Here is a 23,706-nt window from a genome sequence, read left to right on the forward strand (position 1 = left end):
CACCCACGGCGCCGGATCCCCCCTCACCGTCATCGCCGGCGATCAGCGATCCAGGCACATCGGGTAGAGCGGCTGCGCCTCCGCGACCACGTCCGCCGCCGGCCGCGCGGGGCCCGGAGGCGTCGCCCGGCCGCCCGGATCCTGCCGGACGACGGGCCGCGCCCGCGGGCCCCAGTGGAGCCCCACCGAGCTCCCGGCGGCGACGCCGGCGAGCTGCACCGGGATCACCACCCAGAAGCGCGGCGCGGCGAGGTACCCCGCGCCGAGCGCGGCGGCGTGGCCCAGGTTCGCGAGGAGCAAGGCCTTCCAGAAGCCGCCCGCGGCGGGGCTCACGCGCGCCAGCCGCGCGGCCACGGTCGCGCCGAGCGGCGGCAGGAGGAGCGCGGCGCCCGCCAGCGCGAAGGCGGCGGTGCGGAAGTTGCCGGCGGTGGGCGAGAAGGTGTCGTTCGCGAAGAGCTGGAGCGTGGCGTAGCCGAGCCCCACCACGAGCGCGTCGCCCGCGAGCACGCCGAGGCCGGCCGCGGCGAGCTCCCGCCCCTGGAACGCGCCGGCGTCGAGCGAGGGCTGCGGGGCAAAGGAGGGGCTCGCGGCGACGAGCTGCAGGGCGAGCGCGAACGCGACCATCGCCTGAACGATGGCTCGCCCGCGCCGGCGAGGAGCGCCTGCGCGGGGAGGCAAGACGGGGAGGCCCCGACGGCGGCGCGTGGCGATGCACCGCGGGTGTATGCGCGTCGGGGAGCGGCCGCGCGCCCGAGGGGCGCCGGGCTCAGCGCCCGCCCGGCTCCTCGCCTCCCCCGGCGAGCCCGTACTTGCGCAGCTTGTCGTGCAGCGTGACGCGCGACATGCCGAGCCGGCGCGCCGCCTCGCTGCGGTTCCCCTCCGCCGCGCGCAGGGCCTCGACGACGAGCCCGCGCTCGAACGCCTCGACGCGCTGCTTGAGCGAGGGCGCCGCGCCGACGTCGCCGGCCGGGACCGCGCCGCCGGGCAGGAGCGAGAGGTCGAGCCCCTCGGGCGGGGAGAGCGCGACGAGCCCCTCGATCGCGTTCTCGAGCTCGCGCACGTTCCCCGGCCAGGCGTGGGCGGCGAGCCGGTCCACGAGCGCGTCCGGCACCGCCAGCGAGGCGAGCCCGAAGCGCTCCGCGAAGCGCTGGAGGAAGTGGCGCGCGAGGACCGGGATGTCCTCGGGCCGGTCGCGCAGGGGCGGGACGCGGAGCTGGACCACGTCGAGCCGGTAGTAGAGGTCCTCGCGGAACCTCCCCGTCCGCACGAGCTCCGGCAGATCGCGGTGCGTCGCCGCGAGCACGCGCACGTCCACCTTCCGCGTCCGCTCCTCGCCGACCGGGCGCACCTCGCCCTCCTGCAGGACCCGGAGGAGCTTCCCCTGCGCCGAGGGCGCGAGCTCGCCCACCTCGTCGAGCAGGATGGTCCCGCCGTCCGCCTCGCCGAAGAGGCCGGGCCGCGCGCGCACCGCGCCGGTGAAGGCGCCCTTCGCGTGCCCGAACAGCTCGGCCTCCGCGAGCTCCGGCGTGAGCGCCGCGCAGTTGAAGCGGACGAAGGGCCGGTCGGCGCGGCGCGAGGCGCGCACGATCGCCTCGGCGACCCGCTCCTTGCCCGTGCCGCTCTCGCCCGTGATGAGCACGGTCACGTCGCGCGGCGCCACCCGCGCGACGAGCACGGCGAGCCGCCGCATCGCCTCCGAGGCGAACACCATGGAGCGCGAGAGCACGAGCTCGCCCTGCAGCCGCTCGTTGTCGTGCGTGAGCCGGACCGCCTCGAGCGCCCGCCGCACCACCGCGAGCAGCTCGTCCGTCTCGAACGGCTTCTTGAAGTAGTCGTAGGCCCCCGCCTTCATCGCCTCGACGGCCTGCCGCTCCGAGCCGTGCGCCGTGACGAGCACGACGCGCGGCGCGCCCGGCCGTCCGGCGACCCGGCGCAGGAGCTCCATGCCGTCCATGCCCGGCATGCGCAGGTCCGTCACGACGAGGTCGGCCGGCGTGGTCTCGAGCCGCGCGAGCGCGGCGGCGCCGTCCGCCGCCTCGTCCACCGCGAGCCCCTCGCTCTCCAGGATCTCGCGCAGCGTGTAGCGGACGCCGGGATCGTCGTCGACGACGAGGACGCGCGCGAGCGGGCTCATGCCGCGTACCCCCCGCTCCCTGCCGCGGGCGGCAGGACGAGCTCGGCGATCGTGCCGCCCCCGGGCCGCGGGGCGAGGACGAGGTCGCCCCCGTGCTGCCGGGCGAGGGCGCGCGCGATGGTGAGCCCCAGCCCGGAGCCGCGCGGCTTCGTCGTCGCGCCTGGCGAGAAGAGCGAGTCCTGTACCGCCGGATCGACGCCGCGGCCGCGGTCGAGCACCCGCACGCGCGCCGCGCCGTCCGCGCCGCGCGCGACGTCGAGCTCGACCGCCGCGCGCGCCGGGCTCGCGTCGAGCGCGTTCTGCACGAGGTTCATGAGGATCTGCTTCACCTTGCGGGGATCGCAGCGGGCGGAGACGCCCTCGGCGCGCACGGTGACCGCGACGTCCCGCTCGCGCGCCATCCCCTCGTGCAGCGCCGCGACCTCGCGGCACAGCGCGCCCAGGTCCGCGTCGCCGAGCGCGAGCGGGACGAGCGGCCGAGAGAAGTTCAGGAACTCGTCGAGGATCGCCTGCATGCGATCGACCTCGCGCCGGAGCACCTGCAGCCGCTCGGAGGCCTTCCCCTCGTGCACCCCGGGCGCCAGCAGGCCCGCGAGGCCCTTCACGCTGGCGAGCGGGTTCTTGAGCTCGTGGGCGATCTCCGCCGAGAGCGCGGTCAGCTCCTCGGCGCGCTGCGCGTGCGCCTCGAGCGAGGCCTGCTGCGCCGAGAGCGCGCGCAGGATCATCCGGTCGAAGGACCAGCGCAGCGCGCGGCCCGCGCCGCTCGAGAACAGGAACACGAGCGAGAGCATCGCGGCGTGCGTGTAGAGGTAGGCCGGCGGTCCGACCCGCGCGCCGCCGCCGAAGACGTGGAGGTTCAGCTCGGCCGGCGCGCCCGTCGCCCCGAGCGCGGCGAGGGTGAACACCGCCGCGATCTGCACGCCGGAGAGGAGGAAGCTCATGCGCCAGGGCAGGAAGACGCCGGCGATCATCCCGAGCGGCACGGCGATGTAGAGGAACGGGCTCGCGAGCCCGCCCGTGACGGCGGTGATCGCCATCTGCCAGAACGTCGCGACGACGAGGTTCCGCGGGATCGCGCCCGGCCGGAACCCCACCCGCCGGAAGCGCACCCACTCGGCGACGAAGAACACGCACATCCCGACGACCGCGACGAGGAGCGCGACGCGGCGCCAGGCGGCGGGCTCCACCCAGGCGAGCCAGAGCGCCAGCACCACGATCGGCGGGAGCGCCGCGAGCCTGCCTCCGGCCATCTTCCCGAACAGCCGGGAGACCTCCTCGTGCTGGATCTCGCGGTGGCCGGGGGGAGTGGGCATGGGCTCGTTCCGGCCCGGAAGGATACGTTCGCCCGTGCGCCGCCGCATGATTCTCCTCAGGGCGCCCGGCCCGCGGCCCGGTCGAGGGCGATGCGCGCCTGGGCGGCGCGCGCGCGCGCGTCGGCGAGCTGGATGTCCGCCGCGTACTCGCGATCGTTGGCGTCGATGACGTCGAGGCTCGAGGCCACGCCCGCCTCGTAGCTGCGCCGCGCGGACGCGGCCGCGTCCGCGGCGAGGCCGCGCTGCGTCCCCGCGAGCCGGAGCCGCTCGACGGCGACGCCGAGATCCCGGTGCGCGTCCTCCACCTGCTGCACCACCCCGAGCCGCTCCGCCTCGGCCGCCGCCTCCGCGCCGGCGCGCTGCGCCTCGGCCTCGCGGCGCTTCCCGTAGCGGAGGCCGCCGTCGTAGAGCGGCCAGGAGAGGTCCACCGTGGCGCGCCAGCCGTCCTTCTCGCCGGTGGGGTACGCGACGTCCGAGCGGAAGATCGAGGCGCCCGCGGAGAGCTGCGGCGCGAGCCGCGCCCAGGCGCCGCGCACCTGCGCGTCGGCCGCGTCCACCCGGGCGCGCCGCGAGGCGAGCTCCGGGCGGCCGGCGAGCGCCGCCGCGACGAGGCCGTCGCGCTCCTCCGTCGACGCGTCCGCCGGCGAGGCGGGGACCTCGATCCGCACCGGCGTCTCGCGGCCGAGGAGGATCCCGAGCGCGAGGCGCGCCCGCTCGAGCTCGGCCCGCGCGCGCACGAGATCGCTCTCCCGCCGGACCTGCTCGGTGCGAGCCCGCAGCGCGTCGAGCGGCGCCGCGGTGCCCGCGGTGACCCGCCGATCGGCGCTCCGCGCGAGCTCGGCCGCGCTCGCGGCCGCGTGCTCGGAGGCGGTGACCGCCTCCTCCGCCGCGATGGCCGCGTGCGCCGCCTGCGCGAAGCCGGCGCGCACGTCGCTCCGCGCCGCGTCGGCCGAGAGCGCCGCCGCCCGCGCGCCGCTGCGCGCGGCGGAGAGCTCGAACCAGGCGTTCGGCACGAGGATGGGCACGCGCGCCGCGCCGGAGACGACGAGCTGCTCGAGCGGCTGGATCGCGATCGGCGCGGGCGGCTTCTGGCCCGGCTGCAGCGGGAGCAGCGCGCCGAGAGAGACGATCGCGTCGTCGCTGTTCCGCGTGTAGGTCGCGCCCGCGGAGAGGGTGGGGAGGAGCGGGGCGGCGGCCTGCCGCGCGACGCCCGAGGCCTCGTCCGCGCGGGCGCGGGCCTGGGCGAGGGTGAGGTTCTGCGCGTCGAGCTCGGCGAGGGCGGCGGAGAGGGACAGCGTGGCGGGGGCGGGCTGGGTCGAGCCCGGCGTCGGGGCCGGGGTCGGAGTCGAGGTCGAGGTGGGCGCCGGCCCCGAGGTCGAGGTCGGCGTCCCGGTCGACGCCGCCGTCGCCCCTGCCGCTCCGGTCACCATCCACACCATCAGCACGGTCTCGATCATCCCGTTCCTCCCTCGGCGCGCTCGCCGGGCAGCGGCGGTAGAGCAAGCCCGGTGCCCATCGGCGCGCGCTGCGCCAGCGCGCACTTGCGTGCGTGCAGCCCCGAACGAGCTGTGAACCAATCCGAACGGGCCTGTCGGATTTCCTTACGATAGAGCGAGGTCTCCTCGCGGAAACAGGGGCTTCCGGGGCGGCGGGGGACGGGGACCCGCGCGGCACGCGCCTTGCGCTCTGGACAGCGCCCCGCCCGGCGGCGGGACAGGAGAGCCCACCGATGCGTCGAGTCGTCGTCATCCTCGTCGTGCTCACGGTCGTCCTCGCGAGCCTCATCGCGCTGCGCCTCTGGACGCAGGCGCGGGCGCTCGCCGCGCCCTCCGGCGGGTCGGGGGAGATCGAGGGGACGGACGTCGACCTCTCCTCGCGCGTCGGGGCGCGCATCCTCGAGCTCCGCATCCGGGAGGGCGATCGCGTGAAGGCCGGTGACCTGCTCGTCCGGCTCGACTGCGCCGACCCGGCCGCGCAGCTCGCCGAGGCGGAGGCGCGGCTCGCGGCGGCGAAGGCGCAGGCGGTCGCGGCGGGCGCGCAGATCCAGGCATCGCAGCGCGCGCGCACGGCGGCGGGCGCCTCCGAGGAGGCGGCGCGGGCGCAGGCGTCCGCGCTCGCGGCGCAGCGCGACGCGGCGGCCCGGCAGGCGAAGCGGCTCGAGGCGCTCCCGCAGGACGTGCCCGCCTCGAGCATCGACCAGACGCAGGCCTCCGCGGCCGGGCTCGAGCACCAGACCACGGCGGCGAAGGCGCAGGCGATCGCGAGCGCCGCCCAGGTCCGCGCCGCCGAGGTCGGGATCCGCTCGGCGAGCGCGCAGGCCGAGGCCGCGGTGGCGCAGATGCGCGCGGCCGAGGCGTCGGTGGAGCGCGCGAGGCTGCTCGTCGGCGAGTGCGAGGTGCGCGCGCCGCGCGACGCGGAGGTGGCGACGCTCCCGCACGAGGCAGGGGAGCTCGTCTCGCCCGGCGCGACCCTGGTCCGGCTCGTCGATCTCACCGAGGTGAAGGCCACCTTCTACCTGCCCAACGCGGAGGTGGGGGCCGTGAAGCCCGGCGCGAAGGCCACGGTCGTCGCGGACGCGTTCCCGGACGAGCGGTTCGAGGGCACGGTCCGCACGGTGGCGCTCGAGGCCGAGTTCACGCCGCGCAACATCCAGACCCGCACCGACCGCGACCGGCTCGTCTACCCGGTCGAGGTGACGGTGAAGAACCGCGACGGCAAGCTGCGCGCGGGGATGCCCGTGCAGGTCACGATCGGCGAGGGGAGGCGCTAGGTGCAGGAGCTCCACGCCGCGCGCGGCGAGGCCGCCCCGGAGGCGGGCGCGGGACCGGCGCTCTCGGCGCGCGGCCTCTCGCGCCGCTTCGGCGAGGTGACGGCGCTCGACGGGCTCTCCTTCGAGGTCGGCCGCGGTGAGCTCTACGGCCTCGTCGGGCCCGACGGCGCCGGCAAGACCACCGCCATCCGTGCGCTCGCCGGGCTCATCCGCCTCGACGGCGGCGAGGCGCGGGTGCTCGGGCTCGCGGCGGACGACCACGCGGTGCGGGAGCGGGTCGGGCTCATGCCGCAGCAGTTCAGCCTGTACCGCGATCTCTCGGTGGGCGAGAACCTCCGCTTCTTCTCGCGCGTCTTCGTGCTGCCGCGCGAGGTGTACCGCCGCCGCGCCGAGCGGCTCCTGGAGATCACGCGCCTCGCGCCGTTCCTCGACCGCCGCGCCGACGCGCTCTCCGGCGGCATGTACAAGAAGCTCGCCCTCGCGTGCGCCCTGCTCCACGAGCCGGAGGTGCTGCTCCTCGACGAGCCGACGAACGGCGTGGACCCGGTCTCGCGCCGGGAGCTGTGGGCGCTCCTGCACGAGTTCGTGCACGGCGGCATGACGGTGCTCGTCTCGACGCCGTACATGGACGAGGCCGAGCGCTGCGGGCGGGTGGGGCTCATGAACCGCGGGCGGCTCCTGCTCGAGGGCGCGCCGCCCGCGCTCATCGCCGGCTTCCGCGACGAGGCGTACGAGGTGCGCGGAGGGGAGCGCGACCGGGTGGAGGCGGAGCTGGCCCGGACGCCGGCCGTGCGCGCGGCCTCGCCGGCCGGCGAGCGGCTCCGCATCGTGGTGGCCCGCGGCGCCTCCGCGGAGCTCGCGCGGGCGCTCGCGCCGCTCGGCGCCACGCTGGCGCCCGTGACGCCGGACTTCGAGGACCTGTTCCTGTCGCGGATCCGGGAGGAGGAGGCATGAGCGCGCCCGGTCCCGGCGCGCCCGTCATCGAGGCGCGAGGGCTCACCCGCCGCTTCGGGGCCTTCACCGCGGTGGACGCGGTGAGCTTCGAGGTGGAGCGCGGCGAGATCTTCGGCTACCTGGGCGCGAACGGCGCCGGGAAGTCCACCACCATCCGCATGCTGAACGGCCTGCTCGCCCCGACGAGCGGCACGGCGCGGGTCGCCGGGCACGACGTGGCCGCCGATCCGGACTCCGTGAAGGCGTCCATCGGCTACATGTCGCAGAAGTTCTCCCTCTACCTGGACCTTCCGGTGATGGAGAACCTGCTCTTCTTCGGCGGCGCCTACGGCCTCTCCGGCAAGGCGCTCCGCGTGCGCGCCGGAGAGCTGCTCGAGCTCACCGGGCTCGCCGGGCAGGACGCGGCGATCACCGGCTCGCTGCCCGGGGGCATGCGCCAGCGGCTGGCGCTCGCCGGCGCCATCCTCCACCGGCCCGAGGTGGTGTTCCTCGACGAGCCCACCGCCGGCGTGGACCCGGTGGCGCGCCGCGCGTTCTGGCGGCTCATCCGCCAGCTGTCCTCGGGCGGGACCACGGTGTTCGTCACCACCCACTACCTCGACGAGGCGGAGTACTGCCGGCGCATCGGGCTGATGGTGGACGGACGCCTGGTGGCGCTCGACTCGCCGGCGGGGCTGAAGCGCACCTGGGTCCCGGACCGCGTGCTGGTCGCGCGGGGACAGGGGCTCGCGGGCGCCGCGGCGGCGCTGGCGGGGCGCGACGGCGTCCGGTCCGTGCAGCCGTTCGGCGCCGGGCTGCACCTGCGGGTCGATCCGGCCCGCCTCGACGAGGCCGGGGTGGCCCGGATCCTCGCCGCCGCGGGCGCGCGCGAGGTGGCGGTGGACCGCGCCGAGCCGTCGCTCGAGGACGTGTTCCTGGCGGTCGTGGGGCGCGAGGCGCGAGGGGAGGCCGCGACGTGAAGGGTCGAATCGGTCGGTCGCTGGTGCGGATCTACGCCATGGCCGCGAAGGAAGGGCGCCACATCGTCCGCGATCCGCGGACGCTCTACATGTCGCTCGGGATGCCCGTGCTGCTGCTGTTCCTCTTCGGCTACGGCGTCGCGTTCGACATCGATCGCATCCCGCTCGCGGTCGTGGACCAGGACCGCACCGAGTCGTCGCGCGCGCTCGTCCACGCGCTCACCGCGTCGCGCGAGCTCGTCTCGGTGGGCGAGCTCCCGGATCCGGCGGCCGCGCTCGGCGCCTTCCGGAAGGAGCGGGCGGTGGCCGCCCTCGTGGTCGAGAAGGGCTACGAGCGCGCCCTGCTGGCGCGCGAGGTGGTGCCGGTGCAGCTCCTCGTCGACGGCGCGGACGCGCTCGTCGCGAACCAGCTCCTCGCCAAGGCCGACGCGCTCGTCCGCGCCGAGTCCCAGCGCCTGGCCACCGCGGAGGTGGGGGAGAGGACCCCGCCCGTGCGGGTGAAGGTCTGGACCCGGTACAACCCCGACGGCCGCTCCGCGTTCTACATGGTGCCGGGGCTCGCCGCGTACCTCCTCGCCATCACCGCCGTGCTGCTCACCGCCCTCACCATCGCGGGCGAGTGGGAGCGCGGCTCGATGGAGCAGCTCTTCGCGTCGCCCATCGGCCGCCTGGAGATCGTCCTCGGCAAGCTCTTGCCCTACCTCGGCCTCGGGCTGCTCGAGTTCCTGCTCGTGGTGGCGTTCGGGATGACGGCGTTCGACCTGCCGATGCGGGGCAGCGGCTTCGCGCTCGCGACGCTGGGCCTCGTCTTCCTGCTGGGCATGCTGGGGCAGGGGCTGCTCGTCTCGGTGATCGCCAAGAACCAGACCGTCGCCACGCAGGCCGGCACGATGTCCTCGCTGCTCCCCTCGCTCCTCCTCTCCGGGATGATCTTCCCCATCGAGAACATGCCGGTGGTCCTCCAGCAGATCTCGCGGGTGATCCCCGCGCGCTACCTCGTCCACGGGCTCCGCGGCGTGCTGCTCAAGGGGAACGGCCTCGACGTGCTCTGGCCGGACCTGGTCGCGCTGGCCGTCTTCGCGGTGGTGGTGATCGGCCTCGCCACCGCCCGCTTCCAGCGGAGGCTCGCGTGACCGGCCCCGTCCGTCCCTCCGCCCGCGTCCAGCTCGCCGCGATCTTCCGCAAGGAGGTCCAGCAGACGGTGCGCGATCGCCGCATCATGTTCATGCTCGTGGTCGCGCCGCTCATCCAGACGGTGGTGTTCGGCTTCGCGGTGGACTTCGAGGTGGACCGGGTGCCCACGCTGGTCGTGGACGCCGATCGCAGCGCCACCTCGCGCGAGGACGCGCGGCGGCTGCTCGCCGACGGGACGCTCCTGTCGGTGGGCGAGGAGAGCTCGGCGGAGGCGGCGAGCGCGGCCCTCGACGCCGGCCGCGCGTCGGCGGCGCTCGTCTTCGAGCGGCGCGCCGAGGCGGACCGCCTGTCGGGGCGCGGCCAGGAGGTGCAGGTGCTGCTCGACGGCACCGACCCGAACCGCACCACGGTGACCTCGGGCGCGGTGTCGCGCTTCTTCTCGGAGCTCGGCGAGCGGCTCGCGCGCGAGCGGATCGAGGCGAGCGGCCAGACCCCGCCGGCCCAGCTCCGGCCCATCCCGCGCGTGGCCTTCAACCCGGGCCTCGCGACCGCGCCGTACATGGTCCCCGGGATCGCCGCCATGCTCCTCGTGATCGTGACGACCTTCACCTCGGCCATGGGGCTCGCGCGCGAGCGCGAGATGGGCACGCTCGAGCAGGTGCTCGTGACCCCGATCCGGCCGGTGCACCTGCTCGTCGGGAAGATGGCGCCCTTCGTGGTGATCGGCCTCGTCGTGGTGACGCTGCTGGTCGGCGTGGGGACGTGGCTCTTCGCCATCCCCATCCGCGGGAACCTGGGGCTTTTGCTCGTCGGCACCCTCCTGTACCTCCTCACCACCCTGGGGGCGGGGCTCCTCATCTCCACCGTCTCGGCGAACCAGCAGCAGGCCTTCCTCGGCGGCTTCCTGTTCACCATCCCTGCGGTGCTGCTCTCCGGCCTCATGACGCCCATCCTCGCCATGCCGGGCTGGCTGCGGCCGCTCACGCTGCTGAACCCCATCCGCTGGTACGCCGAGATCATGCGCGGCGTGCTGCTCCGCGGGGCGGGGTTCGCGGACCTGTGGCTCCAGTTCGTCGTGCTGCTCGTGATCGGGGTCGCCATCGTGGCGGCGGCGACGCTCCGGTTCCAGCGCAGGCTCGGGTGAGCGGCGGGCGGCGCGCGCGGGCGCCGCGCCATAAACCCGCCTCCGCGGCGCGCCCGCGTTAGAGTGCCGCCCGTGGACACCGTCGTCGCGATCCGCGGAGTCACGAAGAGGTACGGCCCGCTCGTCGCGGTGGACGGGATCGATCTCGGCATCCGCCGCGGCGAGATCTTCGGGCTGCTCGGCCCGAACGGCGCCGGCAAGACCACCCTCATCTCGATGATCGCCGGGCTCCTCCGCCCGACCTCCGGCGAGATCTCGGTGCTGGGGCACGACGTCGTCCGCGACTACCGCGAGACGCGCCGTGCGATCGGGCTCGTGCCGCAGGAGATCAACTTCGACCCGTTCTTCAACGTCGAGGAGACGCTCCGCATGCAGGCCGGCTACTTCGGCGTGCGGCTCTCCGAGGAGCGGCTCGTCGAGATCCTGGGCGCCCTCGACCTCCTCGCGAAGCGCACCACCAACAGCCGGGCGCTCTCGGGCGGCATGAAGCGGCGGCTGCTCATCGGCAAGGCGCTCGTCCACGATCCGGCCGTGCTGTTCCTCGACGAGCCGACCGCGGGCGTGGACGTCGAGCTCCGGCGCGCGCTGTGGAGCTACGTGCGCCGGCTGCGCGAGCGCGGGACGACCATCGTGCTGACGACGCACTACCTCGAGGAGGCGGAGGAGCTCGCCGACCGCATCGGCGTCATCGACCGCGGACGGCTCCTCGTCGTCGAGGACAAGGACGTGCTCCTCTCGCGCCACGGGGCGAAGGTGCTGCGGCTCTCCCTGGCGCGGCCGCTCGCGGCCCTGCCCGCGCCGCTCGCGGCGGCGGGCGCCCGCCTCGAGGCCGGCGGCTCGGTCGTGTCGTTCGAGGCCTCGGGGGGCGACGCGCTCGGGCCGCTGCTCGCGGCGGTGGCGGAGGAGGGGCTCGCCGTGCGGGACGTCGAGACGCGCAGGACGACGCTCGAGGACGTGTTCGTGCGGCTCGTGTCGCGCGACCGCGAGGGGGCGCCGGCGTGATCTCGCTCGGGCTGTGGACGCTGCTGCAGAAGGAGGTGCGCCGGTTCCTGCGCGTGCCCGGGCAGACGCTCCTCTCGCCGGTCATCACCACGGCGCTGTACTTCATCGTCTTCGGCTACTCGCTCGGCGGCCGGCTGCGCGAGGTCGAGGGCGTGCCCTACGCGCGCTTCATCGTGCCCGGGCTCGTCACCCTGGGCGTCGTGACGAACGCGTACCTCAACACCGCGTCGTCCATGTTCGTCATGAAGCTGCAGGGGACGATCACGGACCTCCTGGTGTCGCCGCTCTCCTACGGCGAGATCCTCGCCGGGTTCGTCGTCGCCGCGGTGCTGCGCGGGCTGCTCGTCGGCGCCGTCACGTGGGCGGTCGCCGGGGCGTTCAGCGGCTTCGAGGTCGCCCACCCGCTGCTCGCGCTCGCGCTCGTCGTGCTGGCGGCGGTCGCGTTCTCCGCGTTCGGGCTCATGACGGCCATCTGGGCGAGCTCGTTCGAGCAGGTGAACTTCTTCCCCACGTTCTTCATCACCCCGCTCACCTTCCTCGGCGGCGTCTTCTACTCGATCGAGATGCTGCCGGCGCCGTTCCGCGCCTTCACGCACGTGAACCCGATCTTCTACCTGGTGGACGGCGTGCGGTTCGGGATGCTCGGCATCTCCGACGCCCCGCCCGCGGCCGGGGCCGCGCTGCTCGTCGTCGTCGCGACGGGCGCGGTCGGCGCCGCCTACGCCATGCTCCGGTCCGGCTACAAGCTGCGCGGCTGACCCGGGGCGACCTGCCTCTTAGGGGGTAGAGCACGCCTTCCCGCGCCGACAGCTTTGCAGCCGCGGGCCGCGGTGATCAGGCCGGGCGCAAGGCCTGCGCGACCCTTCACATGGCGTGCCGTGAGCGGCTTTTCCGGGATCGAAATCGTCCCGACATGGGTTTATGCTACGGCCCCCTCGAAGCAGGGGTCTCGCGCAACTCGCGATACGGAGGTTTCTCCACATGCGTCGTTTGTCCGTCGTGATGCTCGTCTCGCTGGCCGTGGCGGGATGCAAGAAGCAAGAGCCCGCCCTGCCGCAGAGCAACGCGGCGCAGCCGAGCGCTCCGGCGCCCCAGGATGGGGTCGCGGCCCCGTCCGCCGGGCTCCAGGGCAAGGTCCTCGAGCGACTCGATGCTCCGCCGTACAGCTACCTCAAGCTCAAGACCGCGCAGGGCGAGACCTGGGCGGCCGTGCCGAAGACCGACGTCGAGAAGGGGAAGGACGTCACGGTCGCGGGCGCGATGCCGATGAAGGACTTCGAGTCGAAGACCCTCAATCGCAAGTTCGACGTCGTCTACTTCGGCACGCTCGGCGGCGGCGAGGCCCCCGCGGGCGCTCCGGTGGGCGGCGGCATGGGCGGCGGCGGGATGATGGGCGCCGCGCCCGGCGGCCAGGGGCCCGAGTCGATGGCGGCGGCGCACGCGGCCGCGGCGGCCGGCCCGAAGGAGGTCGGCGACGTGAAGGTCCCGAAGGCGGGGGGCCCCGACGCGCGGACCGTCGCCGAGGTGTGGACGCAGCGCGCGGCGCTCAAGGAGAAGAGCGTCTCCGTTCGCGGCAAGGTCGTGAAGTGGAACGCCGGCATCATGGGCAAGAACTGGCTCCACCTGCGCGACGGCTCCGGCACGGCCGGCAAGGACAACGACATCACGATCACGACGAACGACGACGCCGCGGTCGGCGACGTCGTCCTCGTGAAGGGCACGGTCCGCGTCGACAAGGACTTCGGCGCCGGCTACGCCTACCCGGTGATCATCGAGGACGCGAAGCTCTCGAAGTAGCCGCTCCTCGAGCGTGAGCCCAGGCGGGCGCGGTCCTCGCGGGCCGCGCCCGTTTTCCTTCCGGGCGGCCGACGTGTAGATTCGGCCGCCCGTGGCGACCGCTCCCGAGACCCTCTTCTCCGCCGCGGACCGGCGAGCGCTCGAGTCGGAGGTCGCGGACCTCGCCGACGTCTCGAGCGGTCTCGGGCGCGCCGAGGGCGAGCCTGCCGGCGCCGAGACGCCGGAGGACGCCGCGCTCCGCCGGAGCTGCGCCGCGCGGCTGGAGGCGCTCCGCGCGCGCTGGCGCGAGGCGCCCGAGCTGTTCGGCCCCGCCACCGTCGGCCGGCTCCGGACGCTCGCGGAGGCGATCGGCCGTCCGTCCGCCGCGCCGCCGCCCCCGGCGACGCCGTCGGGCGCGCGCCAGCTCCTGCGCGAGGTGTTCGGGCACGAGGCTTTCCGGCCAGGCCAGGAGGAGATCGTCACGGCCGTGCTCGCCGGACGCGACTGCGTGGGCGTCATGCCCACGGGCGCCGGCAAGTCGCTCACCTACCAGATCCCGGCGCGCATCCTCGGCGGCACGACCCTCGTCATCTCGCCCCTCGTCGCGCTGATGAAGGACCAGGTCGACGCCATGGGGCGCGTCGGGCTGCGGGCCGCGTTCCTCAACTCGACGCTCTCCCCCGAGGAGCGGCGCGACCGCGTCCGCGCGCTGCGCCGCGGCGAGCTCGAGCTCCTGTACGCCGCGCCGGAGGGGCTCGAGGCCTCGGTCGGCAGCGCGCTCGAGGGCGTGCGGCTCGCGCTCATCGCGGTCGACGAGGCGCACTGCATCAGCCACTGGGGCCACGACTTCCGCCCCGCCTACCGGAACCTGGCGGGCCTCAAGGAGCGGTTCGGCGCGCGCGTGCTGGCGCTCACGGCCACCGCGACGCCCGAGGTGACGCACGACATCGCCGCGCAGCTCGGCATGGAGCGGCCGCTCCTCGTGCGCGGCTCCTTCCTGCGCAGGAACCTGTCGCTCCACGCGGTGAAGAAGGGCGAGGGGCTCAAGGCCCGCGACGCGATCCTCCGGCTCGTCCGCGCGCGCAGGGGTGAGAGCGGCATCGTCTACGCGCTCTCGCGCAAGTCGGTGGAGGAGACCGCCGAGCTCCTGAAGGACCACGGCGTCCGCGCCGAGGCGTACCACGCCGGCCTCGAGCCAGAGGTCCGCGCCCGCGTGCAGGACGCCTTCCGGTCGGGCGAGATCGACGTCGTCACCGCGACCGTGGCGTTCGGGATGGGGATCGACAAGCCGGACATCCGCTTCGTCATCCACCGCGACCTGCCGCGCTCGATCGAGTCGTACTACCAGGAGATCGGCCGCGCCGGCCGCGACGGCAAGCCGAGCACCTGCGTCCTCCTCTACTCCTGGGCGGACGTGATGAGCTGGGAGCGGCTCCTGGGCGACGTCGAGCCCGAGCTCGCCGAGGCGCAGAAGCGGCAGGCGCGGGCGATGTACCGGCTCGCGGACGGCGACGGCTGCCGGCACGAGCGGGTGGTCGGGCACTTCGGCGAGGTGATCGCGCCGTGTGGCGACGCGTGCGATCGCTGCACCGGCGAGGACGTCGTCGAGACCGCGCCGGCGGTGCGGGCGTCGCGCGCCGGGCGCGGCGGCTCCGGTCGCAAGCGGGACGCCTCCCGGGGGCGCGACGCGGCGCTCGACGCCGAGGTGGATCTCGAGCTCTTCGAGGCGCTCCGCGCCTGGCGCGGGGAGGCGGCCCGCGCCCGCGGCGTGCCGGCCTACGTGGTCTTCGCCGACGCCACCCTCGCCGAGCTGGCGCTGCGGCGGCCCGTCACCCGGGACGAGCTCCTCGAGGTGAAGGGCATCGGGCCGCGCAAGCTCGAGGAGTACGGGGAGGCGCTCGTGAAGATCCTGAAGCGGTAGACGACCTCGACCTCGACCTCAGCCCACCTGCAGACTCCGATGGCGCTCCCCTCGACCCTCCACCACTTCGACCTCCGCGTCACGCACGCCGACACCGGCGTCGAGGCGACCGTCGCGCTCAAGGTCGCGCGCCATCCCTCCGAGACCGCGGAGCGGCTCTGGCTGCGCGTCCTCGCCTACGCCTGGCAGTGGCGCGAGGGGATCGCGTTCGGGCCGGGGCTCTGCGAGCCGGACGCTCCGGACGTGCTCGCGGCGCTGCCCGACGGCCGCACGGCGCTCGTCGTGCGGGTCGGCAAGCCCGAGCCGCAGCGGATCGAGCGCGACGTGAACGGGAACGCGGGCGCGCGGGTGGCGGTGCTGTTCGAGTCGCCGCGCCGCCTCGAGGCGTTCCTGGCAGAGGCGCGCGAGCGCCGGCTCGCCCGGGTCGCCCGCGCCGATCTCGCAGCGGTGGATCCCGGGCTCCTCGCCTGGCTCTCACGCCATGAGGACCGCCGCGCACGGGTCGGGCTCACGTTCGTCGCCGACCACGTCTACGCGGAGCTGGACGGTGAGTCGGCGGACGGGCCACTCGGCCGGGCGAGCCTCTGAGTCCCTGATCCCACAGGGGTTTTGGCGCCGCCCGTCGATGGGCATGAAATCCGCTGCCGCAGCGTTTAATCATCCGTAAGTGGACTGTTTCGGTCCATGATGGATCGGCCCGCGGAGGCGGACGGATGATCAGAATGTCCAAGCTCACCGACTACGCGATCGTGCTGCTCGCGCACCTCGCGCGCAGCGGCCGCACGCTCGCCGCGCAGGAGCTCTCGGGGCGCTCGGGTGTGCCGCTCCCCACCGTCTCCAAGCTGTGCAAGGAGCTCTCGAAGGCCGGGCTCGTCGTCTCGCACCGCGGCCGTCACGGCGGGTATGGGCTCGCGCGGCCTGCGGAGCGCATCTCCGTGGCCGAGATCGTCGAGGCGCTCGAGGGGCCGATCGCGCTCACCGACTGCACCTCGCCGGCGAAGGTGGCCTGCGGCATCGAGGCGACCTGCCCCGCGAAGGCGAGCTTCGACCCCGTCACCCGCGCGATCCAGGGGGCGCTCGCGGGCCTGCCCCTCTCCGCCATCGCCCCCTTCCGCGCGCCGGCCGACGAGTCGCCCGCGCCCGTCACGCTGGGAGTCCACGCGTCATGACCACCGCGCAGCAGCTCAAGGAGCTGACGCAGCAGAAGTACCGCTACGGCTTCGTCACCGACATCGAGGAGGACAGGGTCCCGCGCGGCCTGTCCGAGGACATCGTCCGCCTCATCTCGGCGAAGAAGAACGAGCCGCACTTCATGCTGGAGTGGCGCCTCAAGGCGTACCGGAACTGGCTCACGCTCGAGGAGCCGACCTGGGCGAACGTGAAGTACCCGCCCATCGACTACCAGGACATCGTCTACTACTCGGCGCCCAAGCAGAAGAAGCCGCTGGCCTCGATGGACGAGGTGGACCCCGAGCTGAAGCGCGCCTTCGAGAAGCTCGGCATCCCGCTCGCGGAGCAGCAGCGGCTCGCCGGGGTGGCGGTGGACGCCGTGTTCGACTCGGTGTCCGTCGCGACCACCTACAAGAAGAAGCTCGGCGACCTGGGCATCGTCTTCTGCTCGTTCTCGGAGGCCGTGCGCGAGCACCCCGCGCTCGTCGAGCGGTGGCTCGGCTCGGTCGTGCCGTACAGCGACAACTACTTCGCGGCGCTGAACAGCGCGGTCTTCTCCGACGGCTCGTTCGTCTACGTGCCGAAGGGCGTGCGCTGCCCGATGGAGCTCTCGACCTACTTCCGGATCAACGCGAAGGACACGGGGCAGTTCGAGCGGACCCTCATCGTCGCCGACGAGGGCGCGTACGTCTCCTACCTCGAGGGCTGCACCGCCCCGCAGCGGGACGAGAACCAGCTCCACGCCGCCGTGGTCGAGCTCGTGGCGCACGAGGGCGCCCACATCAAGTACTCCACCGTCCAGAACTGGTACCCCGGCGACGCCGAGGGCCGGGGCGGCATCTACAACTTCGTGACCAAGCGCGGGAAGGCGCTCGCGCGGGCCAAGATCAGCTGGACGCAGGTCGAGACCGGCTCGGCGATCACCTGGAAGTACCCGTCCTGCATCCTCCAGGGCGATGACTCGGTGGGCGAGTTCTACTCGGTCGCGCTCACCAACCACCGGCAGCAGGCGGACACCGGCACGAAGATGATCCACGTCGGCAGGAACACCCGCTCGACGATCATCTCGAAGGGCATCAGCGCCGGCCGGGGCCAGAACACCTACCGCGGGCTCGTGAAGATGATGAAGGGGGCGGTGGGCGCCCGCAATTACTCGCAGTGCGACTCGCTCCTCATCGGCGACCGCTGCGGCGCCCACACGTTCCCGTACATCGAGGTGCGCAACCCCTCGGCGAAGGTCGAGCACGAGGCCACCACCTCGAAGATCAGCGAGGACCAGCTCTTCTACTGCAAGCAGCGCGGCATCTCGGACGAGGACGCGGTCTCCATGATCGTCAACGGGTTCGCGAAGCAGGTCCTGAAGGAGCTGCCGATGGAGTTCGCGGTGGAAGCGCAGAAGCTCCTCGGGATGAGCCTGGAAGGGAGCGTCGGCTAGCGATGGGAGGGAACGTCCAGGTGAACGGCGCGAGGGACGCCGCGGCGCTGCTGCGGGTGAGCGGGCTGCGCGCGAGGGTCGCGGGCGGGGAGGGCGAGATCCTGAAGGGCGTGGACCTCGAGATCCGGCCGGGCGAGGTGCACGCGATCATGGGGCCGAACGGCTCCGGCAAGTCCACGCTCGCGGGCGTGCTCGCCGGCCGCGAGGCGTTCGAGGTGACGGGCGGGTCGGCGACCTACGCGGGCCAGGACCTCCTCGCGCTCGCGCCCGAGGCGCGCGCGGCGGCGGGGCTGTTCCTGGGCTTCCAGTACCCGGTGGAGATCCCCGGGGTCGGGAACCTCTACTTCCTCCGCACCGCGCTCAACGCCATCCGGCGCTCGCGCGGCGAGGAGGAGCTCGACGCGATGGACTTCCTCGCGCTCGCCAAGGAGAAGATGAAGCTCGTCGAGCTCGACCCCGCCTTCGGGAGCCGCTCGGTGAACGAGGGCTTCTCCGGCGGCGAGAAGAAGCGGAACGAGGTCTTCCAGATGGCGGTGCTCGAGCCCAGGCTCGCCATCCTCGACGAGATCGACTCGGGGCTCGACATCGACGCGCTCCGCGTGGTCGCGCGCGGGGTGAACGCGGCGCGCGGCCCGGAGCGCGGCATCCTGCTCGTCACCCACTACAAGCGGCTCCTCGAGTACATCCCCCCCGACGTCGTGCACGTCATGGCGAACGGGCGGATCGTGCGCTCGGGCGGGCCGGAGCTCGCGGACGAGCTCGAGCAGACCGGCTACGCGTGGACGGACGGCATGCGGCCGGAGCTCGCCCAGCCCGCGGGCGCGTGAGGAGCGCGATGACGCCCGTCGAGTCGAGCCTCGTGGAGCTGTTCGCGAAGGACCCGCGCGAGCCCGGGTGGCTCGCCGAGGCCCGCCTGGAGGCGCTGGCGCGCTTCCGCGCCCGCGGCCTGCCCACCTCGCGCGACGAGGACTGGCGGTTCACGAGCCTCGCCTCGCTCGCGCCCGTGGTGCTCGAGCGGACGCGCCCCGCGGACGCCGAGGCCGGCGCCGCGCGCCTGGGGGCGCTCCTCGCGCGGGCGCCGGGCGGCGGCCCGCGGCTCGTGTTCGTGGACGGCCGGCTCCGCCGCGAGCTCTCCGTGATCGAGGGGCTGCCCGCGGGCGCGATCGTGTCCTCGCTCGCGCAGGCGCTCCTCGAGGCGCCGGCGCTCGTGAAGCCGCACCTCGGCCGGCTCGCCCGCCCCGAGGAGCACGCGTTCGTCGCGGCGAACGCCGCGCTCATGGCCGACGGCGGCTTCGTGCACCTGCCCGCCGGCGCCACCCTCGACGCGCCCATCGTCCTCGTGTTCCTCGCCTCCGGGGCGCGCCCCGCGCTCGCGAGCCCCCGCACGCTCGTCGTCGCCGGCGAGGGCGCCCGCGCGACCGTCGCCGAGGTCTTCCTGGGGGAGGACGGCGTCTACCTCACGAACGCGGTCACGGAGCTCGTCCTCGGCGAGGGCGCCGACGTCGAGCACGTGCGGCTGCAGGACGAGTCGCCGCGCGCCTTCCACGTGGGCGTCGTCGCCGCAGAGCAGCAGGCGAAGGCGACCCTCGCCGCGCACGCGCTGTCGCTCGGCGGGCGCCTGTCCCGGAGCGAGCTGCGCACCCGGCTCGTCGGCGAGCAGGCGAGCGTCGCCGCGAACGGCCTCTACATGGCGGACGGCGAGCGGCTCGTGGACAACTTCTCCTGGGTGGAGCACGCCGTGCCCCGCTGCTCGACCACCGAGACGTACAAGGGCGTCCTCGACGGCCACGCGCGCGGCGTCTTCTCCGGCCGCATCCGCGTGATGCCGGGCGCGCAGAAGACGGTCGCCCGTCAGATGAACTCGAACCTGCTCCTCTCCGACGACGCGATCGTCGACACGAAGCCGCAACTCGAGATCTTCGCGGACGACGTGAAGTGCGGCCACGGCGGCACGGTCGGCCAGCTCGACGAGGCCGCGCTCTTCTACCTGCGCTCGCGCGGGCTGCCCGCGGCCGAGGCCCGCGGGCTCCTCATCTATGCGTTCGTGGCGGAGATGGTGGACCTCGTCCGCGCCGCCCCGCTCCGCGCGGCGGCGAAGGGCCTCGTCCAGGCCCGGCTCCCCGCGGGCGCGCGGCTCCTGGAGGCGGCATGAGCGTGAGCGGAACGAGCGCGGCGGGCGAGAAGCGGCTGAGCGGGGCGGCCCCGGCGCGGCGGCCCGCGCCGGCCTTCGACGCGGCGCGCGCGCGCGAGGACTTCCCGATCCTGCGCCAGCGCGTCCACGGCCGTCCGCTCGTGTACCTCGACAACGCCGCGACGACCCAGAAGCCGCGCGCCGTAATCGACGCGATCTCCCGGTACTACGAGGAGGACAACGCGAACGTGCACCGCGGCGTGCACCTCCTGTCCGAGCGCGCCACGCGCCGCCACGACGAGGCGCGCAAGCGCGTGGCGCGCTTCATCGGCGCCCCGGATCCGCGCGAGGTGATCTTCGTCCGCGGCACCACCGAGGCGGTGAACCTCGTCGCGCAGACGTTCGGGCGGACGCGGGTCGGGGCCGGCGACGAGGTGCTCGTCACCGAGCTCGAGCACCACTCCAACATCGTCCCCTGGCAGATGCTCTGCCAGGAGAAGGGCGCGCGGCTGCGCGTCGTGCCCGTGACCGACACGGGCGACCTCGACCTCGACGCGCTCGAGGCGCTCCTCGGCCCCCGCACCCGGCTCCTCGCGGTGACGCAGGTCTCGAACGCGCTCGGGACGGTGAACCCGCTGCCCGAGATCATCGCGCGGGCGAAGGCGAGGGGCGTGCCGGTGCTCGTGGACGGCGCCCAGGGCGCGCCGCACCTCGGCTTCGACGCCGCCGCCTCCGGCGCGGACTTCTACGCGTTCAGCGGCCACAAGCTGTACGGGCCCACCGGCGTGGGCGTGCTGTGGGGGCGCCGCGAGCACCTCGAGGCGATGCCGCCCTGGCAGGGCGGGGGGGACATGATCCTCTCCGTCACCTTCGAGAAGACGATCTACAACGCGCTGCCCCACAAGTTCGAGGCCGGCACGCCCGACATCGCCGGCGCGATCGGGCTCGCCGCCGCCATCGACTACGTGGACGGCCTCGGCCTCGAGGCGATCGCCGCGCACGAGCGCGAGCTCCTCGCGCTCGCGGTGGACGCGCTCGAGGCGGAGGAGGGCGTGCGCCTCGTCGGCACGCCGCGCGAGCGCGCGGGGGTGGTCTCCTTCCTCGTCGGGGACGTCCACCCGCACGACGTCGGCACCGTGCTCGACCGGCACGGGGTGGCCGTCCGCGCCGGGCACCACTGCGCCCAGCCGCTCATGCAGCGCCTCGGCCTCGCGGCGACGGCCCGCGCGTCGTTCGGGCTCTACAACACCCCCGAGGACGTCGACGCGCTCGTGCGCGGGATCCGCGCGGTCCGGGAGATGTTCGCCTGAGCCGCGCCTCGCGGCGGCCGGAGTGAGGACATGTCGGAGCTGACGGATCTGTACCAGGAGGTGGTGCTCGACCACGGCAAGCGACCCCGCAACTACGGGCCGCTCGAGGGGGCGACGCACCGCGCGGAGGGCCTGAACCCGCTGTGCGGGGACCGGATCGCCGTCCAGGCGCGGCTCGAGGACGGCGTCGTCCGCGACGTCCGCTTCGAGGGGAGCGGCTGCGCGATCTCGAAGGCCTCGGCCTCGGTCATGACCGGGTTCGCGAAGGGCAGGACGCCGGCCGAGATCGACGCGGTGTTCGAGCAGTTCCACCGCCTGGTCACGGAGGGGCCCGGCGCGGTGGACGCGGAGTCGCTCGGCAAGCTCGCCGTGTTCGGGGGCGTGCACGAGTACCCGACCCGCGTGAAGTGCGCGAGCCTCCCGTGGCACGCGCTGCGCCAGGCGCTGCGCGGCGGCGGCGAGGCGATCTCGACGGAGTGACCATGGCCTTCTCCCGCACGCCCACCTCCACGCGGCGCGACGTCCCGGCCGTCCGGGTCCCGGACGGCGACCGTGTCCTGCTCCCCTCCGGCACGTGGCTCGTCGTGCAGCAGGCGCTGGGCGGTCAGTTCACCGCCATGACCGAGCTCGGCGGACTCGTCCGCATCGACGGCACCGACGCGGACGCGCTCGGCCCGGAGTTCGAGGCGGAGGCCCGGAGGTTCGCGGCAGAGCGCGCCGCGGCGGTGGAGGGCCCGTTCGACGAGGAGAAGGTCTGGGAGGCGCTCCGGACGGTCTACGACCCGGAGATCCCCGCGAGCATCGTCGAGCTCGGCCTCGTCTACGCGCTCGCCGCCGAGCCGGTGGAGGGCGGCCACAAGGTGCACGTGAAGATGACGCTCACGGCGCCGGGCTGCGGCATCGGTCCGGTGCTCGTGGACGACGTGCGGCGCAGCGTGCTCGGCGTGCCGGGCGTGAAGGACGTCGACGTCGAGCTCGTCTTCGATCCGCCCTGGGACCCGTCGCGGATGAGCGAGGCGGCGCGGCTGCACCTCGGGATGATGTAGGGACCCTCAGCTCTCCACGACGTACTTCAGCACGGTCGAGGCGATCCGGACGACGTCCCCGTGGCGGAGCGTCTGCTCCTGGACGAGCTTCGAGTTGAGGAACGTCCCGTTCGTCGAGTCGAGGTCCACGAGCACGTGGACGCCCCCCGAGACGAAGATCCGCGCGTGCCGGCGCGACGCCTGGTCCGAGCCCACCACGACCGTGTTCCCGGCCTCCCGGCCGATCGTCACGTCCTCGTCGCCCAGGGCGTAGGTGCGTCCCTTCTCCGCCCCGTCGGCGGCGTGGACGACGACGAGGGAGGCTTTCGCGGTTCGGGCGCGGCCGGTCGCCTGGGGCGCCGCGCCGACGCGGGTCTCGTCGAGGCTCATGCCATCGCGTTAGCACGGCCGGGAGGGAGCGAGAAAGGGGGCGGGGTACGCACAAGGTGGGCCGGTTTCCGTGCGCGCGGGCGTGCGCTCCCGCCGCGAGCGCACGATCCCGCGCCGCGTGCGAATCGCGTGCCTCCTCTACAGCTTTTGCCCTGAGCAATTCACGGATCCAAGGGGGAGGGCACCATGAACAATCGGTGGAGGAGAGCCGCGATCCTCGCGGCGCTGCTCGTCGGGGCGCCTGCCTACGGGCAAGGCGCCGGGTCGCAGATGGGGACGGGCGGCCAGCGGTCACCGGGTGACGACGCGCCGCGGAGCTCGACGAGCAACCGGGGCACGGGATCGAGCGCGACCGAGCAAGGCTCGACCGGCAGCCGCGGGTCGACCAGCAGCACGATGGGGACCGGGAGCGCCGGGACCGAGTCCGGCAAGGCGCTGAAGAAGGATCTGGTGAAGGCCGTCCAGGAGCTGCACGCGGCCAACCAGACCGAGGTGCAGCTCGGTCAGCTCGGCGCCCAGAGCGCCCAGGCGCCCGAGGTGAAGCAGTACGCCGAGAAGCTGGCCCAGGATCACCAGAAGAACGACGACCAGCTCCAGCAGCTCGCGCAGACGATGGGCGTGAACCTGCAGGGCGAGGAGACCCGGGAGAAGACGAAGGAAGGCCAGGAGCGCGTGACGGACCTGCAGAAGAAGCAGGGCGCCGAGTTCGACAAGGCCTTCATGAAGGACATGGTCAAGGACCACAAGAAGGACACGAAGGAGGTCGAGAAGGCGGCGAAGGAGGCGCGCAAGGAGAACCAGACGCAGCTCGCCTCGTTCTTCGAGACCACGCACACGACGCTCCAGGGCCACCTGCAGGAGGCGCAGCGGATCGAGAAGCAGCTCGAGCGGGGCGGCTCGCAGGCGCGCCACGGCTCGCGAGCCGGCGAGATGGGCACCGGCAGCGGCGCGGCAGGCAAGGGTGGCGGGACCGGCGGCGCCGAGGGCCCTTCCGGCTCCGGGACGGGCAGCGGCAGCGCGCCCACCGGCGCGGGCGGGACCGGCGGCGGGTCGGGCGGCGGCAAGTAGCGACGCTCGAAGAAAGTCGCGAGAGCGAGACGGCCGGGCACGGCGACGCGCCCGGCCGTTTCGCGTCCGC

23 protein-coding genes are annotated in these 23,706 nt (G+C 74.1%); 18 read left to right on the forward strand and 5 right to left on the reverse strand.

All coding sequences use genetic code 11. The features are described 5' to 3' along the window. Nucleotides 1-42: 42 nt before the first annotated feature. From MLV88_RS09935 to MLV88_RS09950, 4 genes are all read right to left on the reverse strand, one after another. Nucleotides 43-624: a hypothetical protein gene (locus MLV88_RS09935; RefSeq protein ID WP_242334431.1), complete on the reverse strand. Its 582-nt coding sequence runs from the start codon at nucleotides 622-624 to the stop codon at nucleotides 43-45. A gap of 142 nt (nucleotides 625-766) precedes the next feature. Further along, on the reverse strand, nucleotides 767-2,134 hold the full coding sequence (locus tag MLV88_RS09940; RefSeq protein WP_242334434.1) for a sigma-54-dependent transcriptional regulator: 1,368 nt from the start codon (nucleotides 2,132-2,134) through the stop codon (nucleotides 767-769). Continuing rightward, nucleotides 2,131-3,447, reverse strand: a complete 1,317-nt coding sequence (locus MLV88_RS09945; protein WP_242334437.1) for a sensor histidine kinase — start codon at nucleotides 3,445-3,447, stop codon at nucleotides 2,131-2,133. The genes MLV88_RS09940 and MLV88_RS09945 overlap by 4 nt, the downstream gene beginning before the upstream one ends. A 56-nt stretch (nucleotides 3,448-3,503) precedes the next feature. Continuing rightward, complete coding sequence (locus MLV88_RS09950) at nucleotides 3,504-4,904, reverse strand: TolC family protein (RefSeq protein ID WP_242360111.1); 1,401 nt, start codon at nucleotides 4,902-4,904, stop codon at nucleotides 3,504-3,506. A 272-nt stretch (nucleotides 4,905-5,176) separates the two neighbouring features. Between MLV88_RS09950 and MLV88_RS09955 the strand changes: the two genes are divergently transcribed. From MLV88_RS09955 to sufT, 17 genes are all read left to right on the forward strand, one after another. Continuing rightward, nucleotides 5,177-6,217 carry an HlyD family secretion protein gene (locus MLV88_RS09955; RefSeq protein ID WP_242334443.1) on the forward strand — a complete coding sequence of 347 codons (1,041 nt, stop codon included), beginning with the start codon at nucleotides 5,177-5,179 and terminating at the stop codon, nucleotides 6,215-6,217. After that, nucleotides 6,218-7,171, forward strand: coding sequence for an ABC transporter ATP-binding protein (locus MLV88_RS09960; RefSeq protein WP_242355984.1), 954 nt, complete (start codon nucleotides 6,218-6,220; stop codon nucleotides 7,169-7,171). After that, the gene (locus tag MLV88_RS09965; RefSeq protein WP_242334448.1) at nucleotides 7,168-8,130 is read left to right on the forward strand and encodes an ABC transporter ATP-binding protein; all 963 of its coding nucleotides are present in this window, start codon (nucleotides 7,168-7,170) and stop codon (nucleotides 8,128-8,130) included. The genes MLV88_RS09960 and MLV88_RS09965 overlap by 4 nt, the downstream gene beginning before the upstream one ends. After that, entirely contained in the window at nucleotides 8,127-9,263 is a 1,137-nt protein-coding gene (locus MLV88_RS09970; protein WP_242371880.1) for an ABC transporter permease, read from the forward strand. Before MLV88_RS09965 ends, MLV88_RS09970 begins: the two co-directional genes overlap by 4 nt. Beyond that, nucleotides 9,260-10,408: an ABC transporter permease gene (locus MLV88_RS09975; protein ID WP_242355988.1), complete on the forward strand. Its 1,149-nt coding sequence runs from the start codon at nucleotides 9,260-9,262 to the stop codon at nucleotides 10,406-10,408. Before MLV88_RS09970 ends, MLV88_RS09975 begins: the two co-directional genes overlap by 4 nt. A 72-nt stretch (nucleotides 10,409-10,480) precedes the next feature. Then, nucleotides 10,481-11,410 (forward strand): ABC transporter ATP-binding protein, encoded by a 930-nt coding sequence (locus MLV88_RS09980; protein WP_242334457.1) that lies wholly within the window; start codon nucleotides 10,481-10,483, stop codon nucleotides 11,408-11,410. Continuing rightward, nucleotides 11,407-12,168 (forward strand): ABC transporter permease, encoded by a 762-nt coding sequence (locus MLV88_RS09985; protein ID WP_242355990.1) that lies wholly within the window; start codon nucleotides 11,407-11,409, stop codon nucleotides 12,166-12,168. Before MLV88_RS09980 ends, MLV88_RS09985 begins: the two co-directional genes overlap by 4 nt. A gap of 223 nt (nucleotides 12,169-12,391) precedes the next feature. Next, nucleotides 12,392-13,207, forward strand: coding sequence for an OB-fold nucleic acid binding domain-containing protein (locus MLV88_RS09990; protein WP_242334464.1), 816 nt, complete (start codon nucleotides 12,392-12,394; stop codon nucleotides 13,205-13,207). A gap of 91 nt (nucleotides 13,208-13,298) precedes the next feature. Continuing rightward, nucleotides 13,299-15,107, forward strand: a complete 1,809-nt coding sequence (locus MLV88_RS09995; protein WP_242371882.1) for a RecQ family ATP-dependent DNA helicase — start codon at nucleotides 13,299-13,301, stop codon at nucleotides 15,105-15,107. Between the two features lie 39 nt (nucleotides 15,108-15,146). Then, the gene (locus MLV88_RS10000; RefSeq protein WP_242334470.1) at nucleotides 15,147-15,695 is read left to right on the forward strand and encodes a YaeQ family protein; all 549 of its coding nucleotides are present in this window, start codon (nucleotides 15,147-15,149) and stop codon (nucleotides 15,693-15,695) included. A 134-nt stretch (nucleotides 15,696-15,829) separates the two neighbouring features. Then, the gene (locus tag MLV88_RS10005; protein WP_242334473.1) at nucleotides 15,830-16,276 is read left to right on the forward strand and encodes an RrF2 family transcriptional regulator; all 447 of its coding nucleotides are present in this window, start codon (nucleotides 15,830-15,832) and stop codon (nucleotides 16,274-16,276) included. Continuing rightward, on the forward strand, nucleotides 16,273-17,712 hold the full coding sequence (gene sufB, locus MLV88_RS10010; protein ID WP_242334476.1) for a Fe-S cluster assembly protein SufB: 1,440 nt from the start codon (nucleotides 16,273-16,275) through the stop codon (nucleotides 17,710-17,712). The genes MLV88_RS10005 and sufB overlap by 4 nt, the downstream gene beginning before the upstream one ends. 2 nt (nucleotides 17,713-17,714) lie before the next feature. Continuing rightward, the gene (gene sufC / locus MLV88_RS10015; RefSeq protein ID WP_242334479.1) at nucleotides 17,715-18,539 is read left to right on the forward strand and encodes a Fe-S cluster assembly ATPase SufC; all 825 of its coding nucleotides are present in this window, start codon (nucleotides 17,715-17,717) and stop codon (nucleotides 18,537-18,539) included. A gap of 8 nt (nucleotides 18,540-18,547) precedes the next feature. After that, nucleotides 18,548-19,864, forward strand: a complete 1,317-nt coding sequence (sufD, locus tag MLV88_RS10020; RefSeq protein WP_242371884.1) for a Fe-S cluster assembly protein SufD — start codon at nucleotides 18,548-18,550, stop codon at nucleotides 19,862-19,864. After that, complete coding sequence (locus tag MLV88_RS10025) at nucleotides 19,861-21,153, forward strand: cysteine desulfurase (RefSeq protein WP_242371886.1); 1,293 nt, start codon at nucleotides 19,861-19,863, stop codon at nucleotides 21,151-21,153. The genes sufD and MLV88_RS10025 overlap by 4 nt, the downstream gene beginning before the upstream one ends. A 30-nt stretch (nucleotides 21,154-21,183) precedes the next feature. Beyond that, nucleotides 21,184-21,633 (forward strand): Fe-S cluster assembly sulfur transfer protein SufU, encoded by a 450-nt coding sequence (sufU, locus tag MLV88_RS10030; protein WP_242334488.1) that lies wholly within the window; start codon nucleotides 21,184-21,186, stop codon nucleotides 21,631-21,633. 2 nt (nucleotides 21,634-21,635) lie between these two features. Continuing rightward, nucleotides 21,636-22,199, forward strand: a complete 564-nt coding sequence (gene sufT, locus MLV88_RS10035; protein WP_242334491.1) for a putative Fe-S cluster assembly protein SufT — start codon at nucleotides 21,636-21,638, stop codon at nucleotides 22,197-22,199. A gap of 6 nt (nucleotides 22,200-22,205) precedes the next feature. Here the strand turns inward: sufT and MLV88_RS10040 are convergent, their stop codons facing one another. Next, nucleotides 22,206-22,568, reverse strand: coding sequence for an FHA domain-containing protein (locus MLV88_RS10040; RefSeq protein WP_242334494.1), 363 nt, complete (start codon nucleotides 22,566-22,568; stop codon nucleotides 22,206-22,208). 186 nt (nucleotides 22,569-22,754) lie between these two features. Here MLV88_RS10040 and MLV88_RS10045 point away from each other — a divergent pair, with 186 nt between their 5' ends. Next, nucleotides 22,755-23,636 carry a DUF4142 domain-containing protein gene (locus MLV88_RS10045; protein ID WP_243337374.1) on the forward strand — a complete coding sequence of 294 codons (882 nt, stop codon included), beginning with the start codon at nucleotides 22,755-22,757 and terminating at the stop codon, nucleotides 23,634-23,636. Nucleotides 23,637-23,706: the final 70 nt, after the last annotated feature.

The organism is Anaeromyxobacter soli, from assembly GCF_022808855.1.
Taxonomy (GTDB): Bacteria; Myxococcota; Myxococcia; order Myxococcales; family Anaeromyxobacteraceae; genus Anaeromyxobacter; species Anaeromyxobacter soli.